This is a genomic window from Candidatus Thiodiazotropha sp. AKAK3 (genome assembly GCF_058244645.1).
The window spans coordinates 21,255-40,438 of sequence record NZ_JBSYOQ010000046.1 but is presented as its reverse complement, the minus strand read 5'-3'; the positions used below and the strand labels follow the sequence as shown (position 1 = coordinate 40,438).

Annotated in this window: 16 protein-coding genes; 4 read left to right on the top strand and 12 right to left on the bottom strand. The window is 46.1% G+C overall.

The window, feature by feature from the left end; all coding sequences use genetic code 11:
* The first annotated feature begins 100 nt into the window (after positions 1-100).
* Both AC4IE7_RS09110 and AC4IE7_RS09105 read left to right on the top strand, forming a co-directional pair.
* Positions 101-1,609 carry an ATP-binding protein gene (locus tag AC4IE7_RS09110; RefSeq protein WP_490776515.1) on the top strand — a complete coding sequence of 503 codons (1,509 nt, stop codon included), beginning with the start codon at positions 101-103 and terminating at the stop codon, positions 1,607-1,609.
* On the top strand, positions 1,602-2,978 hold the full coding sequence (locus AC4IE7_RS09105) for a sigma-54-dependent transcriptional regulator (RefSeq protein WP_490776514.1): 1,377 nt from the start codon (positions 1,602-1,604) through the stop codon (positions 2,976-2,978). The genes AC4IE7_RS09110 and AC4IE7_RS09105 overlap by 8 nt, the downstream gene beginning before the upstream one ends.
* Positions 2,979-3,018: 40 nt before the next feature.
* Here AC4IE7_RS09105 and msrA read toward each other — a convergent pair whose 3' ends face one another.
* The 4 genes from msrA to AC4IE7_RS09085 all read right to left on the bottom strand — a co-directional run bounded on the left by msrA (position 3,019) and on the right by AC4IE7_RS09085 (position 7,635).
* Positions 3,019-4,314, bottom strand: coding sequence for a peptide-methionine (S)-S-oxide reductase MsrA (msrA, locus tag AC4IE7_RS09100; protein ID WP_490776513.1), 1,296 nt, complete (start codon positions 4,312-4,314; stop codon positions 3,019-3,021).
* 253 nt (positions 4,315-4,567) lie between these two features.
* Positions 4,568-5,428, bottom strand: a complete 861-nt coding sequence (locus AC4IE7_RS09095; protein WP_490776512.1) for an alpha/beta hydrolase — start codon at positions 5,426-5,428, stop codon at positions 4,568-4,570.
* Positions 5,429-5,595: 167 nt separating this feature from the next.
* Entirely contained in the window at positions 5,596-6,642 is a 1,047-nt protein-coding gene (rsgA, locus tag AC4IE7_RS09090) for a ribosome small subunit-dependent GTPase A (protein ID WP_490776511.1), read from the bottom strand.
* Between the two features lie 288 nt (positions 6,643-6,930).
* Positions 6,931-7,635: a P-loop NTPase family protein gene (locus tag AC4IE7_RS09085; protein WP_490776510.1), complete on the bottom strand. Its 705-nt coding sequence runs from the start codon at positions 7,633-7,635 to the stop codon at positions 6,931-6,933.
* 871 nt (positions 7,636-8,506) lie between these two features.
* On the opposite strand from AC4IE7_RS09085, the gene AC4IE7_RS09080 reads away from it, so the two are divergent.
* On the top strand, positions 8,507-12,211 hold the full coding sequence (locus AC4IE7_RS09080; protein WP_490776509.1) for a coiled-coil domain-containing protein: 3,705 nt from the start codon (positions 8,507-8,509) through the stop codon (positions 12,209-12,211).
* Positions 12,212-12,308: 97 nt separating this feature from the next.
* On the opposite strand, the gene AC4IE7_RS09075 is transcribed toward AC4IE7_RS09080, so the two are convergent.
* The 6 genes from AC4IE7_RS09075 to AC4IE7_RS09050 all read right to left on the bottom strand — a co-directional run bounded on the left by AC4IE7_RS09075 (position 12,309) and on the right by AC4IE7_RS09050 (position 15,531).
* Positions 12,309-12,839 (bottom strand): GNAT family N-acetyltransferase, encoded by a 531-nt coding sequence (locus tag AC4IE7_RS09075; RefSeq protein WP_490776508.1) that lies wholly within the window; start codon positions 12,837-12,839, stop codon positions 12,309-12,311.
* Between the two features lie 130 nt (positions 12,840-12,969).
* A complete protein-coding gene (locus AC4IE7_RS09070) occupies positions 12,970-13,551 on the bottom strand; it encodes a pyridoxamine 5'-phosphate oxidase family protein (RefSeq protein WP_490776507.1) in 582 nt (193 codons plus the stop codon).
* A gap of 19 nt (positions 13,552-13,570) precedes the next feature.
* Positions 13,571-14,047 carry a nuclear transport factor 2 family protein gene (locus AC4IE7_RS09065; RefSeq protein ID WP_490776506.1) on the bottom strand — a complete coding sequence of 159 codons (477 nt, stop codon included), beginning with the start codon at positions 14,045-14,047 and terminating at the stop codon, positions 13,571-13,573.
* A 193-nt stretch (positions 14,048-14,240) separates the two neighbouring features.
* Positions 14,241-14,495 (bottom strand): glutaredoxin 3, encoded by a 255-nt coding sequence (grxC, locus tag AC4IE7_RS09060; RefSeq protein ID WP_490776505.1) that lies wholly within the window; start codon positions 14,493-14,495, stop codon positions 14,241-14,243.
* 38 nt (positions 14,496-14,533) lie between these two features.
* The gene (locus AC4IE7_RS09055) at positions 14,534-15,271 is read right to left on the bottom strand and encodes a cysteine hydrolase family protein (protein ID WP_490776504.1); all 738 of its coding nucleotides are present in this window, start codon (positions 15,269-15,271) and stop codon (positions 14,534-14,536) included.
* A 53-nt stretch (positions 15,272-15,324) separates the two neighbouring features.
* Positions 15,325-15,531 (bottom strand): hypothetical protein, encoded by a 207-nt coding sequence (locus AC4IE7_RS09050; RefSeq protein ID WP_490776503.1) that lies wholly within the window; start codon positions 15,529-15,531, stop codon positions 15,325-15,327.
* 154 nt (positions 15,532-15,685) lie between these two features.
* Here AC4IE7_RS09050 and AC4IE7_RS09045 point away from each other — a divergent pair, with 154 nt between their 5' ends.
* Complete coding sequence (locus AC4IE7_RS09045; RefSeq protein ID WP_490776502.1) at positions 15,686-17,506, top strand: sigma-54 interaction domain-containing protein; 1,821 nt, start codon at positions 15,686-15,688, stop codon at positions 17,504-17,506.
* 271 nt (positions 17,507-17,777) lie between these two features.
* Here AC4IE7_RS09045 and AC4IE7_RS09040 read toward each other — a convergent pair whose 3' ends face one another.
* Positions 17,778-18,152 carry a hypothetical protein gene (locus tag AC4IE7_RS09040; protein WP_490776501.1) on the bottom strand — a complete coding sequence of 125 codons (375 nt, stop codon included), beginning with the start codon at positions 18,150-18,152 and terminating at the stop codon, positions 17,778-17,780.
* Positions 18,153-18,409: 257 nt separating this feature from the next.
* Positions 18,410-19,054: a hypothetical protein gene (locus AC4IE7_RS09035; protein WP_490776500.1), complete on the bottom strand. Its 645-nt coding sequence runs from the start codon at positions 19,052-19,054 to the stop codon at positions 18,410-18,412.
* Between the last annotated feature and the right edge of the window lie 130 nt (positions 19,055-19,184).

The window sequence follows — 19,184 nt, the reverse complement described above, 5'->3', positions numbered from 1 at the left end:
TGCGTTGCAATATGCAATATCATTTGAGTGATGATTAATCTGATCTTCGTTAATGCAGGGTTTAGCGGCATCTGATAGAGTTGTTTCAATTTGAAACGGTATGTTGCGTTTTGTAATGACAGTTCAATTCGACTTCTCCAGTTTGCGAGGCAAGATCACAACGGCCTACGTGGTGTTAGTGGCGGCGACCCTGATGCTTGCCGTAATCGCTTTTCTTGATCTGCTGTTTCTCGAGCGACAGGTTCGGGAGGGAGAAGTCGTGTCAGATTTAAAAGATGCGGTTTTGGAAATGCGTAGGGAAGAGAAGAACCTCTTTCTCTATACAGATAATGAGGCGTTGGCAAAAGCTGATCTATCTTCTGAGACAGCTCTTACCATACTGCATGAACATAAGCAGGCTTTGGCGGCTATTTTTCTCACCACCAAGCACGCCAGCATGGTTGAGAAAATAGACTCGTACCGAAATCAGTTGCATCGCTGGAAGCTATCAAATGGTGAACGGCGATCAGAATTGGAAGAGGAAATCAGAACCATAGGTCACCAGATTTATCTCACAGTTGAGTCTCTCTCCACGCTTGAAAGGAGTATGCTGGAGGATGCAGTTCAGGAGTCTCAGTGGTTTTTACTGCTATTTCTAATGATCATCGGTCTTGCAATTTTTGTTGTGGGTAGGCAGCTCAAACAGGTTGTACTTACCCCCCTTAAAAAGCTTGAGTCGCGTATGAAGCCGATTGCTGAAGGGCGATTTGATAGTATGCATTCACCATCCAGGGATCGTGAATTTATTACTTTTACAGATGCATTCAATCGGATGCTTAAAGAGCTGGAGATTCGCCAGCGTCGCATGTTGCAGTCAGAGAAGTTAGCCTCGCTAGGGATACTCTCTTCCGGGGTGGCGCATGAGTTGAATAATCCACTTTCGAATATTTCTTCATCCTGCCAATTACTGATTGAAGAGTTGAATGAAGCAGACCCGGAACAGCTCAATATTTGGTTGAAACAGATCGATAGTGAAACAGAGCGTGGCAGGCAGATAGTAAAAACCCTGCTGGACTTTGGCGGACAACGAGTATTCCAAAAAGTACCAATAGCGCTTCACTCATTAATTGAAGAGACAAGATATCTGATCGAAAAAAGTATAAATCACTATTCGGGTAAGTTGACCACGAATATTCCTGATGACTTGCTGCTGTCTATAGATAAACAGCGGATACAACAACTTTTCATAAACCTGATTCAGAATGCATTGCATGCTGGAGGAGAGGGAGTAACTATTCTGATTAGTGCTGTTGTATGTGAAAAGGGTATGTTGATGTTACCTGATGAGGCTGTTTTTGCTGGTGAAGTTAAATGCGCAACAGATAATGATATGTCAGTTGTAGAGATCATGGTCAGTGATAATGGCCCGGGAATTTCCAGTGAAGCCATGTCAAAAGTTTATGATCCTTTTTATACAACGAGTGAGCCGGGGAATGGTGTTGGGCTTGGCTTGTTTATTGTCCAAGAGATTGTACGAGAGCATGGTGGTTGTCTTGCGATAGCATCCAAGCCAGGTGAAGGCACCAAGGTGATCGTGCTGCTCCCTCAGGGAGATATGAGTGATGCCTGATGAGATGATGGAAAAAGCACATATTCTCATTGTTGATGATGAGGTCACTGCAGTTGAAAATCTGGCCCATGTTTGCCGCAAACTGGGGCATGAAGTTACCACTCGAACCAGTGGGGCCGAGGCTATTGAAGTGCTTGAGTCGTTAGCTGTCGATCTTGTGCTTACCGATTTAAGAATGGAAAAAATCGATGGTATGGAGGTGCTTCGCAGGGCCGGTGAAATCGATCCTGACATTGCAGTGATACTCATAACCGGCTTTGCAACACTGGATTCTGCAGTTAACGCTATGAAGGCGGGTGCCTTTCACTATATAGCAAAGCCGTTTAGATTGGATGAGGTGCGTGAAGTCATTGGCAAGGCAATTGAATTTGTCTTGCTGAAGCGTGAAAACCGCAGCCTGAAAAGTAAGCTTGGAGAAAGTAATTCTGGACCTGTTTTTATCACTCAGGATGCAGCTGTACTACGTATGCTTGAGATGGCGCGTCAAGTAGCAGTAAGCGATTCGAGTGTTCTTCTGACTGGTGAGAGCGGCACAGGTAAAGAGTTAATGGCACGATATGTTCATGCCTACAGCCCTCGAAGTGAAGGGACTTTTCTGGCATTGAATTGTGGTTCACTTCAAGAAGACCTGCTGGCAAATGAACTGTTCGGTCACGAGAAAGGGGCCTATACCGGTGCCACTGAGTCCCGTACCGGTCTGATTGAGGCGGCGAGTGGGGGTACTCTTTTTCTGGATGAAATAGCCGAGATGTCGCTGGGAATGCAGGTAAAGCTGCTGCGCGTGATTCAGGAGAGGGAGGTACAGCGTCTTGGCTCAACCACAGCAGTTGCTGTAGATATTCGTCTGATAACCGCAACCCATAGAGACCTGCTGAGTGAGGTTGCTGCCGGGCGATTCAGGCAGGATCTCTACTATCGCCTGGCTGTGGTGGGTATGCATCTCCCCCCCCTTTCGGAAAGAAAGAGTGATATTCCAATGTTGGCATACTTTTTTCTGCGTAAACATGCAGCACGTATGCAGCGAGAGGTGGATGATATCGATGAGCAGGCTCTTTCAGCGCTATCCGAATATGAGTATCCGGGTAATGTCCGAGAGCTGGAAAATATCATAGAGCGGTCAATTGTACTTGCCCATGAAAAAACCGTTTCTACAGCAGATCTACCCGCTGCACTGGTGGAACGGTCAGTGCATGTAGTAAGGGAAAAAGCTGGGCGCCTGCCAACCCTGGCTGAAAGGGAGGCAGACTATATCACCTATGTATTAGAGAGAAGCGAAGACAATCGCACTAAAGCAGCAAAAATTCTTGGTATTGATCGGGTTTCTTTATGGCGGAAACTAAAGAAGTATGGCATGGAAGAGGCAGAATAGAGCTATTTGCTATTGTCGGTCTATCTGTCTCATAAATAACTCAACCACCATCTGGCGTGAACTTTAAAACATTACCGTTGATGCAATAGCGTTTGTGGGTTGGTGCCGGGCCATCATCGAAGACATGACCTAGATGAATCCCGGAACTGGCACTACGTACTTCAACCCGCCGCATACCGTGACTGTTATCCTCATACAGAGTGATTGCTCCCTCCACCGGATTGAAGAAGCTTGGCCAACCACTACCGCTCTCAAATTTAGAGTCGCTTCGGAACAGGGCTGCTCCAGTGATTGGGTCAACAAACGTACCTGCTCTCTTTTCATCCAGATGAGAGCCTGTGAAGGCCCGCTCTGTACCTTGTTCGAAAGCGATATTCTTTTGTTCAGGGGTTAGGAGTTGGTAGCCAAGCCACTGCCAAAATCTGGCTTTATCACCATCGTAACCTGTATATCTTGAGATCTCACTGCCATTTTCAAAGAGTACTATGGTTGGTGTGGCGAAGAGTCTCTTTTCAAGACGCCAGTCAGATGGTGGCTGCGGATTTGTGGTGCGGGCTATATCCAGCTCAGAGCGCCAGTTATCAACTATTTCCAACTTGAACTGTTTGCAAAAAGCGCAATCATCAGACTCAAAGACGATGAGTTGTCGAGAGTGATTGAGCGTGGTTGGGTCGAGCTGAGTAGGCATAGAAGACTCCTTATTCATCTTCTGTAATTTACCAGGATAATCTATACCTGTACCACCCAGGCCACAGTAGCCGTTTGGGTTTTTTGCCAGATAATCCTGATGGTATGTCTCCGCTGAAGAGTAGTTGGTCAGTGGTGCAATCTCTGTAGTGATATTTCCATACTCCTTTTCGTGTAATGCTTGTTGATAGGTATTACGCGTCCTGGTGGCAGTATCAAACTGCGCCATGCTATGAGTATAGATCGCACTACGATAGTTTGTGCCAATATCATTGCCCTGCCTGTCACCCTGGGTTGGGTCATGGTTTTCCCAGAATCCAATCAATACAGATTCCAGATCAGTTTCATTTGTGTTGAAAGTGACCTTTACCACTTCTGCATGATTACGCTTATTGCTCAGACCAAGTTTGATCAGGGACTCATGGGAGAGAACGCTGCGGTAGGTTGCCTCGATATCACCATTCGCATAGCCACTTTCAACATCGACTACCCCAGGTAATGCAGACATGCGTTTTTCAGCTCCCCAGAAGCAGCCCATACCGAGAATAATGGAATCTGTATGCTTTTTCTGATTGTCTGCAAAAGAGTGAAAAAAAGGTATCAGGGCTAAAATGGCGGTGATCAGAATGAGATGAAATAGGGCTTTCATAACAGAACCTGTATTGCTATTGATCAATTTTCATAGCTTGAAGTATAGGTTACAGAGCAGTGTGGAATCATCACGTAAATATAACAAAAACATAACAACTCAGAGGATATGTAAAATACCAGACTCTATACAGACCAATAATAAAGATCGAGGTTCCACAAGTTAATAGAGGTGACCTTAAGTCATAGTCGTGATCTCGGGTAGGGTGGTGCCATACCCCACAGGAATCCCAATTGAGTGATCTGAATCGATTTTACAGCTCAACCACGTTGTCATGTATAAAGCTAACCAGCATATCAGCATGGTCATGGAAGCAATCGACAGAGTCGTGCTGTGCGCCTTCAATGGCGATGACCTCTATCGGTCGCTCTTTTGTAGCATTGGCTTCAATCAATTTCATATCACTGATGGGTACAACCCTATCGTCGGTTCCATGGGCAAGCAGAACCGGACAACGGACATCGACGATTCGGTTCATTGGGGCAATGTCATCGAAACGAAACCCGATAACCCATTGGATATAACTCATTATGATTTCTCGTAGAGGCCGAGGTAACCAGGGTCTGTCGAGGTGTCGATTCATTGCCAGGTTAGGGTGAGCAAAACCTGAAACGCCGATTACGCTATCGATATCCGATCTTTTTGAAGCCGATAGAATAGCGGCTGCAGCACCGATTGAGTGGCCGAGAACAATAAGCTTATGTTCTGCTCTTTTCTGTTTGGTCCATGTGATTGCACTATCAAGATCCTCAGAAAATCTAGGAAGAGAAGAGAAACTGTCACTGTCACTTTTGCCATGATTGCGTGCGTCATAAAGTAGTATATCCAGGCCGGCTTTGTAAAAGGGCTGTGCCAGTGGCAGCATCATCTCTGCATTACCGCCCCAACCGTGGACAATGATAAGCGTCGCCTTACTCCCTTGCGCTGTTATATGCCATGCAAAAAGGTTTTTATCACCAATAGTTTTCAGTTTGTGCTCAGAGTAAGGCAGCTTAAAGGCATCTGGTGTTCCTGTTTCCACCACTCGTGGAGCACGGTAGACCAGGTGAAGTATGGTTGGAAAGATAATGATGATTGCGAAAATGAGAATGCAACTTAGGACGATAAGACTCATTACTTAAATTCTTTGGTTGGTTAATGAATATAGGGGTTGATCAAAACGTGGTTCTGAGGGTGATCTCCTGATCTAAAGTCACGACGAGTTGAATCGATATTTCTAAAGCCCAGGGTAACCTCTGATCATATCAGAGATCAGAGGTTCCCTGGCATTTCAGTTCTGGATTAGTAAGTTCCTCTCTTTAGTCTCTTAGAGGCATTCAGGGTTGTACGATAGAATCGACCCAGTGCTCTATCTTTGGCGCGTTTCTCAGCAATGGTTGCACTATTCAAGGCTTGTTCACGCATTAATTTTTGGTAATTAGCCAAACGGCGGTGATCCAATTTATCCTCTTTAATTGCTTTCTGTATGGCGCAACCTGGTTCACTATCGTGGCTGCAATCGGAAAAACGACACTGCTTTGCAAGCGTGGCTATATCGGAGAAACTCTCCTCTATACCCTGTTCACAGTCGTATAGCTGCAACTCCCTCATGCCTGGCGTGTCGAGCAGTATACTTCCTGATGGCATGAAGTGAAGTGACCTGGCAGTAGTAGTGTGTCTGCCTTTACTGTCGTCTTCTCTTATCGCTCCGATAGACTGCAGTGATTTACCCATTAGCGTATTGAGCAAGGTTGACTTGCCAACACCAGATGAACCTAAGAATGCAATTGTTCTGCCGGTGGTACACCAAGAGTTTAAGGTGCTGGCACTGACACTGCTTTGTCCATCAACAGTCTCAACACTTAACATAGGGTTGATTTCATGAATTTGACAAACATAGCGCTCTGCATCTTCGCAGAGATCCGCCTTTGTCAGTACAACAACAGGTTCTACGCCTGCTTCAGCAGCTATAGCAAGATATCGCTCAATCCGATTGAGATTAAACTCTTCATTGAGTGAGCTGATAATAAACAGTGTATCGACGTTAGAGCAGATAAGTTGTGTTTCAATTTTACTGCCTGGCGCTTTTCGGGAGAAAAGTGTTAAGCGTTCCAATGCACGCTCAAACTGTTGCGCATTATTTAACAGAACCCAATCACCGACAGTTAGGAGAGATGTGGATGAAGTGATTGGCAGGCTTTTTCGTCCTGATTCTGTCTCTATTGCAATCATTGATCGATGATGTTCAATGATGCGCCCGATTGTAAGTTGTTCCAACTCTTCCAATGTCATTTGTTGTTGGAAAAAAGGTGACCAACCCAATTGGCTTAATGATCTATTTTTTGGCATAAGTGCCCCTGATGCATGGTGGCATCGAAATAAAGATAGTATCTTCTTGGGGCGTGTGCCCCGGCTTAAAAACCGGGCAGAAGGATTAGATGAAGCGTGCTAACTTCTTGCTGCCCGGGGGATGTTGACTACAATCATTTGTACCCTCCGGTTTCATTGGTTTACTTTTCAAAAAGTAACAGAATGGCAAGGCTTATTCAACTGAATCTTGCTATTGGCATGTTTAACCTCGCAGTCCTCTAGTGACCCAGGATTACTGGAACAGCATCCATTGCAGCGCGCTCTGTTTTATAAGTCAGTAATCAAGCTGTCAAAAGTCTGATATATCTTGTTGATCCAAACCTTGCTCCTTTGGCGTTCCATTAAACTCAAATGTTGTGCACCACTGTTTTTTAGGTTTGCGGCTGCCCAGAAACTAAAGCCATATTTTTCTATTTTGTGCATCGTTGGTTCATGTAGTGCGGGCAGATAGAACTGATTTACAGATTTCCCGGCCAGTCCTGTATCTGACAAATTAGATATTGCCTCAATATCTGAAAAATTACAGCCTCGCCCTTGGTTTTTTACAACAATGATATTGAACTGATCGCCATACTTTTCTAAAAAGTTCTGGAGCAGATTAACTGAGTCTGGGCCGCCATCGACAGCGTACCAATAGATCAACCGAATATTCACCTCTTCGCACATCTCGATCACACCGTTGTCATCAATCCAACGGTCTATGAAACGCTCGCTTTGTGCAGGAAGATCGATCAGTACATTACGATTCTCTTCCAGTGACAGTTCCATTATCGTGTCTATGCTTTCGAAATGATCAAGATTAATTGACTGGGTGTAATCTGCGTAATATCGACTCAGTGTTGGATGTGACTGATCTGCATCCAAACCTGTGTAGGCAACAGACATGTCAAGAAAATATTGTGAAAGTAAACGCGCCAATACAGATTTTCCGACTCCGCCTTTTTCGCCACCTACAAAATGAATCATACTCATTAAAATTTACCTGATCTGGATTAATGAACTGATTTTATTCTGCATGAAACGGGCCAACTAAATAGATCTGTCTAGTGTGCCTCGTCATAGATTGTTGCACTCTGCTGGTGCAGGTCGATGACTATTGCGGGATTAAATCTAATATGATGGTGCGGGGTTCCATCTGCCTAGGGTGTATAAAGCCAGTTTTGAAGAGTTCGCTTGAAGCGGGGAGGTATGTTGATAGTAGAAATCGCCCGTTATACGCGGAAAAAGATTTCTCGCCTTCAACAGATAACAGTATAAAGAAGCAACCCCAATCTTTGGTTGGAGCGTATTTTTTAGTATTAGGTCTCAAAAAATCAATATAACAGGCGTTCTTCAACCCTTGCTAAAGGTGTGGGAATATGGCAAATTAACAGTGTTAGCCAGATGGCTCGATAAAAAAACAATAAATAACAAATAGATAGTAGCGCAATCAAGGCGACAAGGAACAGGATGAGGTTGCTTGAATTACGAGGATCGTTATGCACTCTGCATACAAAGAAAGGATTTCTCTGCCGGAAGCCAGCGAACAGAATAATATCCAATTTAATTCCTATCTGAATAGTCAGTTTCTCACAGATGTAGAGAAAAGTGACGATTTCAGCTTCAGGTATTTAGCCGGCAGGCAAAATTATCACTTACAAGCTCGTACAGTTGATACCAATAAACCACCATCTACTATCAGATCTCATAGGGCTGTCGACCCCTTAGCTGCAAATAGTAGAGCGTCATTTAAGTTCGCCACTTGTTCCTGCCTTTTTACGGAAAGTGGCAACCAGAACCCCCTCAGAATAACTTCCGACCAAAGCTTTCTGGTCACTCTGGCCTGATAGGTATCCAAGTGAATATGCCACTCAATAATGCCATCTGTTTAGATAACTCTACAGAGATAGATGCCGCTCTTTCAACTCAGCAGTTAGGTAGTGTGTTCAAGCAGCGACATGTCGAAATTGAATTACTGAAGCGCACGTTGATAGTCGCCAGGGAGCGCCTCTTAACCACCAATGATACATTGACTGAGGTATTAGAGAAACGTGAAATCTTTCAGCAACAGAGTCTCGAATTAAAAGCAGAATTAAAGCAGCAGCAGGAGAGTAGTGAGGCCTTTCGAAAGAGAGTGATGGAGGAACAAACCCTTCTTTATAAGCAACGGTCTGATCTTGAAAACGCTCTACAGCAACTGCGAAAACAGCTTTATGGCGACAGCACGATTGAACAGATGCAGATTCAAGCTCTGCAAGCCTCTATAGAGGAGATGCGGGGTGAACTTGCCCTGGCGTATGAAAAGAAGAATCGAAGAGAGCAGGAACTCAAAGCTGAGCTCGATAAAGCAAATAAAAGAGCGGAGAGGACACTCGAAGCACTTTATGGAGAGATAGAGCAAATCCGGGAAAGTGAAAGCTCACTTGAAGAGAAGCTTAAACAGAGCCAGGAAAGGCTAGAACAGCTTCAGAGTAACTATCAGCAACAGCAACTACAACACCATAACGCTCTGGACGAAGCGAATCTCTCGGCTGGAGAAAACCTGCAGCAGGCAGAAGCTGAAATCTCTGTTTTACAGCAGCAACTCCTTACCAAAGAGTCTTCCATGCAGCAGCTATTGGAAGAAAAAACAGTTTTGGCGGACTGTCTGAAGACTGAAACCACCAACAATTTGGAGTTCTCTCACCAGATTCAGGCATTGGAAGAGGATAAGCTGGCCTTGGAGAAGGTTTTCAAGGCGGAGCAGCTGGCAGGTAAAGATGCAGAGCAGCGCCACAACCATGCGCTTGCTGCCCAAAAGAGTGAGTTGGAGAAGGCAGAGGCCACTATTGAAGCGTTAAAAGATTCAAGTCAGCAATTGCAAGAGAGTTTGCAACAGATGGAGTCCAATTCCCTCAATCTGCAGGAACGGATGGAGCAGGCTCTGGAGGCTGAGAAACAAAATGCCAAAGAAGAGCAAAAGCGCTTGGAAACGGCAATAGAAAAGCTAGATCAGCAGTTGCTGAAAAATCGGGAAAAGGCTGAATGTCAACTGGATGATGCACGACAGCAGGCTCTGGCCGGTTCCAGGATATTGCAGGGACGGATGAATCAGGCGCTGGAGGCAGAAAAACAGAATTCGCAAAGGGAGCAGCGTCGTTTAAAGAACACTATCAAAGAGCTTACTCAGCAGCTGGATAGAAGCCGTGTAGAGGCGAAGCAAGAACTGGATGAAGCGCTACAGCAGGCACAGCTTGATTCCAAAAAACTCGAGGAGCAGATGAACCAGGCAATGGATCGAGCCCTGGAGATCGAGAAACAAAATGCCAGAGAGGAGCAGGCTCGTCATGATTCAGAAATAGAAGGAGTCAATCAACAGTTGCAAGATGCTCGTATTAATGCGAGTCGACAACTGGATGAAGCGCAACAACAGATGAAGCAGGCTCTTGAAGTGGAAAAACATAAGAGTCTAGAGGCGCAGGAGAAACTAGAGGCTGAAATCACAAGGCTCAATCAGCAATTGGAAACTACCCGTGATGAGGCTTCCATAGAACTGAATGAAGCAAAACAGCAGGCTGAGGCTGAATATCAGAAAAAATATGATCAGTTTGAACAGACTCTAGCGTCACAGAAACAAAAAGCCATCGGAGAGCAAGCACGCTTTGAACTGACATTGGAAGGTGCCAATAAACAGCTGCAAGAGGCCCGTACAGAAGCTGACCAGCAACTTGAGGATGAGCGGCAGAAGAGAGTTGCAGATATTGAGAAGCTGCAGAAGCAGATGGAGTCGGTTGCTGAAGTAGAGAAACAGAAAAGCAGAGAGAAGCAGTGGCGTTTAGAGTCGGTAGTGGAAAAACTAAATCTTAAGTTGGAATCGACCCGTGTCAAGGCGGATCTGCAACTACAGGAGGCTCAACAGAATGCACTTATTGATACCGAGGAACTAAAAAAGCAGATGAACCAGGCTAGGGAGCAGGCCCTTGATAAAGAGAGAGAGCAAAACAGAAAAGTGCAGGCAGGGCTAGAGTCAACAATCGAAGCGCTCAATCAACAGTTGGAGGTGGCTCATACCGAGGCTGAAAGTGAACTGGAAGAAGCGCGGCAGCAGGCGCATATTGGTTCCCAGATGCTACAGGGTCGAATGAATCAGGCGCTGGAGACAGAGAGACAGAATTCGAGAAAGGAGAAGAAGCGTTTGGAGGCAGCAATAGAGGCACTCAATGCTCATCTGGAAGAGGTGCGCAGTGAGGCGAAGCGGCAACTGCAAGACGAGCGTGAGAGGGCAGAGGTAGAATCTCGAAAAACAGAAATACAGATGAAACAAGCCTTTGAAGCTGAAAGGCTGGATGCTATTGAGGCACAGAAACAGCTGAATGCAGAGATTGAAAGGCTCAATCAACAGTTGCAATCGGTAGAGGGTAAGGTTGATCAGGAAATAGATGAAGTAAGGGTGAGGGCGCAAGCAGAATCCCAGGTATTGGTAAAGGAGATGAAGCAGACCCTTGAGAGTGAGCAGCAGCATGCTAAAGATGAGCAGACACGCTTAGAGAGTGATGTAGAAAGACTCAGTGAGCAGTTGCAAGCAATCCGTGCTGAGGCATGCAAGCAGCGTGATTTGCGGATTGCACAGCAGGCTCAGCATCAGAAGGATCGCAACACAATTGAGGATCTTAAAAAGTTACTGAAAGCAGCAAAATTAGCTTTGAGTATCAATAGGAAGAGAACCACTGAAGCTCAGGAATCTCTATCCGAACTCCAACAGGATTTTGAGTCCAGTGAGATATTAAGGACAAAGTCAGTAGAGTCTGAGGATGCATTGCTGGCTGCCAGGCAGGAGCTTGTCTCTCTAAGAAGTGAGCTTGAAAAGGAGATATCCAGTCTGCATGAACAACTAAAAAATCAACAACAGAGCAGTGAAGCGACTCAGCGTGAGAATAGTCGATTACAGCAGTTGCTTGAGGAGAGCAAAGCTGAGGAGAGAAATGAGAATTCAAAGATCACTATATTGAATCGTGAGCGAGAGTCACTCCAGGAGACTAAGTCGCAACTGGAAGATGAGCTTTCAAAACTACAGATCAAATTCGCTGAGATTGCTGCAGCTATTGAAGTGGAGCGGCATGAGAAGGTTTCTTTAACTCAGAAACTTGAAGCGATTAAGGTGCAATCTGATGATCCTGATGCACTACAACGAGCAAAAGATGAAATCATCTCACTGAAGCGCAAAGTCGAAGGGTTGCGGGAGGTGCAAATAGAGATGGAGAGTCAGATAAGCAAGAGTCCGGAGAGTGAGGCTAAGCAACTGCATGCCGCCCTTGTGACGACTGAGATGAAACTAAAAAAAGCAGATAAACTTGCCCAGCAGAGCCAGCATCTATTACGTGAGAATCAGATACATGAAAGTGCAATAAATATCCTGGATGAGGAATTGGATGCGCTAACAAAAGAGAGAGAGTCTCTGATTCAGTCGCAGCAAAAGCTGACAGCAGAGTTAGAGGAGGTACGTGGGTACTCCTCAGAACTTGCCAGCGAGAATGGTCGGCTGAAGGATGAAGTGCGTGGTTACCAGGAGAAATTAGAGGCGTCCAACTGATTATCTGTTAACTACGCAAGATTGTCGCTTAATGCCAGTTCGCAGTATGTTATCAATTCTTTAACCTGTTCCTCACAAACCGGATGTTGTGTGTTGATTACCACAACTCCGGATCGCATAGGGAGTCAACGCAAGTTATTGGTATGGGGGGGTGTGGAATGTCATGCTCCCTGAGCACCAGAGACTGCCAGCCAGATGGGTATTGTAGTTTGTAAGGTGGTGTGTAGCTAACGGCCTCCTCAGAACTGAAACCAAATCTGCGGTAATAGTCAGGATCACCATACACAAAGAGTGTGTCGACCTTCATAGTCGATAGTAAATGTATCCCGGTTTCAACCAGTTTTGAACCAATGCCGCGTTTTTGGAAACTGGGTTCTACCCCCAGCGGGGCTAAAATATACCCCAGGAACTTATCATCTTTATCGCTTGTTACTGGGCTGAAGGCGATATGGCCAACAATCGTATTGTCTGTTTCAGATACTATCGAGATTGTTTGGGGCTTTGTCTTTCGCGAAAGCAGATTGATCGCAATCTTTGAAACAAGTTTGTTCTCTTCTTTAGAGAAGGCATGCATATGAATGCTTTGAATCTCTTCGAGATCCTGTACTGTTGCCATTCTGGTTAGCATGGTTTTTTCACTTATATCCATAAATGTACAGTTAACTTATCTCTACCCTGCAAGCAGACAGAAAGGCCCACCTCCCTTGACGGGAGATGGAGCGTGTCTAGCATATAATGAAATTAAAGCGAAAACGATACTATTCATCAATCCTGAAAATAGCTGCTTCATCTGATACCAGCATTCGGACTTCATCGACAGTATAGCGCGGCGTGATATGACGGGGACAGTTCCAGTCAAACGCTTCTATCCTGAATGTAACAAGCCGTTCAATCTGGCCTGGATAGTCAGGAAGTTCAAGCGCCTTACGTAGTTCAGGATTATCATCTGCTTCAATAATTGTCGATTCTGCCCATATTTTAAGGCGTTCCTTGTTTGGGTAATCCATCAGGATAAGGCACGCTTTCCCATTCTCTTCTATATTGCCTGTGCTGATGTATTGGCCGTTGCCACGAAAATCAGCATAACCCAGGGTGGTGTCACTTATCGTCTTGAGGAAGCCTCGTTCGCCACCACGAAACTGAACATAGGGCCAGCCGTTGTCACCTGTGGTCGCTATGTAGAAACTGTCACGGGCCTGAATAAACAGGGTCTCCCTGGCGCCAAGTCGATATTTGTCACCCGATTGCTCAATACGTGCATATGCATTGCGTGTGCCGTAGCGGGACTGGGCCTGTTTTACGCTGTCGGTGAAGGCGTAACGTGTAAAATTCTTACTCATGCTGAGTCTCCTGAATATATCATAGACCGAGTTCGCTAAGCCCTGGATGCTCTTCCGGGCGACGACCAGCTGGCCAGTGGTAGAGTCTCTCCGATTCACTGATAGGCAGATCGTTGATACTGGCGATACGCAGTTGCATCAATCCGTTCACATCGAACTCCCAGTTTTCATTGCCATATGAGCGGAACCAGTTTCCTGCGTCATCGTGCCACTCATAAGCAAAGCGGACAGCGATGCGATTTTCAGAGAAGGCCCAAAGCTCTTTGATAAGACGGTAGTCCAGTTCTCTGGCCCATTTGCGTTGAAGGAGCTGTACTATTCCCTCACGGCCTTGCACAAATTCTGACCGGTTTCGCCAACAGCTATCGGTCGTATAGGCCAATGAAACTTTTCCCGGGTCACGGCTATTCCAGGCGTCTTCAGCTAAACGCACTTTCTGGGTTGCTGTTTCAATATTGAATGGTGGTGTTGGTGGTCTGGTTGTGATGGCTGTCATGATGAAGTTACCTCGTAGTAAAAATAAACTGAATGTTCGGGAGAAGTGATTTGCTCTAACGTTCATTGAAAACCCTCTCCCTCAGAAAGAAGATGAGAGGTATGGTGAATCAATTGGGTTGGCAATAAATTCCCATCACCTTCTCACTGTTAAAGCACAATAGATCAGCAGCAGTACGCCGCAATTAAGGTCATCATTTGTGTTCGCTATTTGTGCTTATCTGTGAAAGATTCATCTTTGACAGTTCATCGAATCCGCCGATGGGTGCGTCATCAATGAATATTTGCGGTATTGTCCGTCTACCGGAGCGATCTATCATTTCAAGCATGCGCTCTTCATCTGATGACACATCAATCTCTTCAAATTCGAGACCTTCTGCATGCAGCAGTGACTTTGCTCTTGTGCACCAGGGGCATTGATTGGTTGAGTAGACTTCGATTTGATTCATGGCTGTTAGCTCCAATTGCTTGATTGAAATAGTGACTGCTACTTCGCCTGCATAGCTTTGACGGTCTCTTCTGTGGTCCAGACGGTGTTGGCCATAAAGCGGAAGTTCACAAGCGCTGCTGCATATCCGTCCCCCTCTTCGACCTGGGCGGCCGCTGTGGCGTCGGATACCACTGCTACTTCAAACCCCTGCTCAAGCAGTTCCCGCATATGGGATTCAGTGCAGAGGTTGGCAGACATGCCTGCCAGTATGACTTTGTCGATGCCCTGCTTACGCAACTGAAGTGCCAAGTCGTTACTCTCTGGGCCGTATATCTTGTGCGGACTGGTCACTATGGTTTTGCCGTCGTTGATGTAGTGTTTGTAACGATCCAGCCAGTCTGCACCTGAACCTTTCAAATCATGCACGCTGAGTGCGTCAGTACGATCAAACATACCGATCTTATGCATCAAGGTTTCTAGTGCGCCCTCGAATTTCCAGTCGTGGTCATGGGGGTAGTAGTAGTGGGGAGAGACGAACACCGGAATCTCCTGTGCCTTGGCACTCTTAAGGAGTGTTTCAATGTTTTCAACTGTGTTGTTGTTCTCGACGCTCTTACCTACGACGGCCCAGGCAACCCCTTTTGGGCTTAAGAAGTCATTCTGGGGATCTGTCACGACCAACGCAGTACGCCCCTTTTTGATCTGCATGCCAGGATCAGGAAGAGCGGCATGGGTGGTAGTAAAAGCAGTGCTTATGGCGGTGGCGAGGAGAAGTCTCTTAATGGTGTTTTTCATGATCAGGTTCCTTAAATGTCATTGCTTAAACGCATACCCAGCTGTTCGGTAATTCAGAACAGTCGGTAGGGGCGAGGCGGATTAAACAAGGCTAGGTTTGTGGGAGTGGGAGTAGTTGCCAGTGATATCCAGAGATGGAGGATCGCTGCACAATGTTGGTCGGTAGCTTGAGGGGCGTCCATTAGTAGCTCACCCAGGGGTAGGGTGAATACCGGCTCCCTGTTGAAATTTGTGCGTCGGTTCTGTTGTCTGGTACTCATGTCAGCTCTCCTGTTGTTCGCTTGGTTTATCGCAATTGGTGTGCCAGGCAGGATAGTCTTGTAAAAACAATGAGATAGTGATTGCTATAAACCACAAGAACTTGTGTTCCACAAAAAACTGTGGCTCAATCATCAAAAATTTGAGGTGAATGCGATGTTGGAAAAGTTGCTCCGTGATGCGCCAACACTACTTGCGGTTGTGGATCAGTCGCTGCTTTGCCATAACCTGAGTAGTGGCTGGCGGAGCCGTCTTGGCTTAGTGAATGCTGATGATGAGCAGGATCTGTCCATTGCAGATCTATTTCTTTTGGACGAGATGCCTGGATTTGAACAGCAACTTCTACAGATCATGGATGTTGATGGCGCAATGCAAGACCTACCGGTCTGTTTGCGGGGAGGGGGGGATATCACCCAGGGCTTTTTGACGTCGTGGACATTTGAAACCAAGATCGGATCAAAAATGCTGGTGCTGGCAGCTACCTGTAGTACAGATCTGAACCGGGCTCTTGAAGAGCTTAGACATCTTCGCACCCTGCACGAGCTAATCCTAAATGCTGCAGGGGAGGGGATATACGGTCTTGATGCAGAGGGGATGGCAACTTTTGGTAATGCCGCCACCACAGAGATTCTTGGTTGGAAACCGGAGCAGGTGATAGGCAAACGATCCCACGATATCCATCACCACTCCCATTCTGACGGCTCGCGCTATCCTCAAACGGAGTGTCCGATCTATGCAGCGCTGCAGGATGGTGAGGTTCACCGGGTGGACAACGAAGTCTTTTGGCATGTCGACGGCTCAGCGGTGCCGGTGGAGTACACCAGTACGCCGATAGTAAAAGAGAATCAGATTCAGGGTGCTGTGGTGGTGTTTCGCGACATATCAGAACGCATAGAGATCGAACGTCAACGGGAGTTGGCTTTTCAGGAGATTAAGCAACTCAAGGAGCAGTTGGAGCAGGAGAGAGACTATCTTCGCGACGAGATCAAAAGCGAATCCGACTATGGTGAGATGATAGGTGCCAGTGAGCCTTTGAAACGTACCATGGCGCAAATAGCAGCTGTCGCAGTGACACCGGCAAACGTACTGATTCTTGGGGAGTCTGGCGTGGGCAAAGAGATGGTGGCCCGGGCCATCCATGAGAATAGTGATCGAGCCGACAAAGCGTTGATCAAAGTTAACTGTGCCTCCATTCCAAAAGAGCTGTTTGAGAGTGAGTTTTTCGGCCATGTGAAAGGTGCCTTTACCGGTGCCCATCGAGATCGCATTGGTCGACTTCAATTGGCTGATGGAGGCACTGTTTTTCTGGATGAGGTGGGAGAGATTCCACTGGACTTACAGGGCAAACTGCTGCGTGCTCTACAGGAGAGGGAGTTTGAACGGGTGGGCGACGAGCGAACCGTGAAGGTCGATGTGCGTGTGGTGGCGGCGACAAATCGTGATCTGCAGGCCGAAATAGAAAAAGGCAGTTTTCGTGAAGACCTCTACTACAGACTGGGTGTCTTTCCGATCATAGTGCCGCCACTGCGTGATCGAACCCAGGACATTGCCCCCCTGGCAGAACACTTCCTGGAGAGAACCTGCAAAGATCTTGGGCGAGATCCTATGCGTCTCTCGAAACGGCAGGTTAAGCAGCTGATGCAGCACAGCTGGCCAGGGAATATCCGGGAGCTGAGAAATGTAATCGAACGGGCTGTTATCCTCAGTACGGGGAATCGCGCACGGCTTGATCTGGCGCTACCGGATGAGAGTAAAAGTCATCCAGAGAATCTAGCCAGCCCCCCTCAGGGTGAAGCGGCTGAGTTCGTGACAGATGCTGAGATGCGTGAACTGGAAAAGGTCAATCTGATTGCGGCCCTGGGTCACACCGGTGGTCGGGTATGGGGCCCTGATGGTGCAGCTGATCTGCTGGGTGTTAAGCCCTCAACCCTGGCGTACCGAATGAAGGTACTGGGAGTCACAAAGCCTGTCTTTTAAAAATCATATTGTTAGGGGTTTCAAGCTTGCCCTTGCTCGGTGTTGCGGCTCTTGACAAGGGGACAACCATTGCCTGCGAGCCGCGCCCCGAAGGAAGTGCCCTTGGGTGCGCCTTGATCAAGGGCAGGCTTGAAACCCTGAAGACGACATACTTAGTCGCCGGGTTAATACTCTCTCTCAAACACAACTCCGCAGAATAAAGAGGATGATCTTAAACGCCTGGCAGGACGGCAAAAGATTCAAGCAGGCCACTTAAAAATTACTTACAGGATCAGATACAGTTCACCATCTTGTCTCTTGATTTGCAGTTCACTATCTCAGCGAAAATACGCCCACCCTTTCTTTTCAGGTTAATAGTGGATGCTTGCTCGTTTATCCCATAACCACCAATAGAGAGATTGTAGGATTGCCTGTCAGCAAGTTGAAAGGACTGTCTTATCAACTGTTCGTTATCGTCACTGCCGGTAGAGAACGCAACCACCACTTTGAAAACATCTTTATCCGCAGTGTAAAAGACACTGGCATATCGGTCATCAAGCTTTAAGGTTGTGGCGGCCATGGGGGTGTCTATCACCGTCTGTTCGCATAGTGCCAGGGATGAAAGGGTCGACAAGGTGATGGTAAGGAGTAGATTCAGGTACTTCATAGTGTGCTCAAGTCAATGCTTGGTGGGTGGAGAATTCAACGCTCATAGGTGATGCATGATTCATGCATATACGGACTGTTCAACTCAGATTCACATACATTAGATAAGGTTTATTTATAAGTCAATTAGAATATTCTGTTATTCATGATATACGGGAACGAATAGCATATTAAACCTAATAAGGCGCTGTTTACACGCGTTGGATGGTGACTATTGGAGAGGAACAGGGGGTAGTTAGGTCGCCCTTTTGGAGGTGCTTACTTCCATCGAGCTAAAAGATTCAATGTTTTTTCCGATAGCTCAGTGTCAATTCTGGAGAGACGCCATCGATCTGATTTTATAAATATTAAAGCGTTCTTCTCTCCAGAAACATTCAGAAATCTAATTACAGTTTCGTTACTTGATACTTTATCTTCGCACAGTAAAAAAGCCTTAGCCTCTTTTGGCTTTCTACTATCAGAGCATTTAGGATGAATCAAAACGCCATCCATCTTTTGTAAGTAGACTCGCATAAAGCCTGATAGCTTTTTAGGGACTAAAAATAGAACAGCTTTATCCTCGAGAGCTGTTGATGTCGCTTGATCGATTTCGACATCACTGAGCCTGTCAATCGCCTCTCTTACATTAACTCTCATACCCTCGTTAACTGAATCGAAGTCTACATAATCTGCCAGGCTTAGTTGCCAAGCACTCCTGTCACTCTTTGGCAGCTTTCTGTCATTACTGATAATGTATTTAATACCAATACCCTGCATCACCTTATAAATATTTTCTGTGTCAGATGGTGGTTCTGCGAAGATGGCTCCTGAATAAAAAAGAAGTGTGAGTGCTGCTGCAACTTTGAACATACTTAACCTTGAAGTAAACAGAATCAGAAACAGGCATGGAATGACTTTTCTCACAGCATCTTCTCCTTAATTGCTACAGCTCTCCTTCTGCATATCGGTTCTCAGATACACATACCCTGTTGTTTATACCCAAATTATGAAGAATATGGTATGTCTTCAAGTGGTTTTAGAATTTAAACATAAT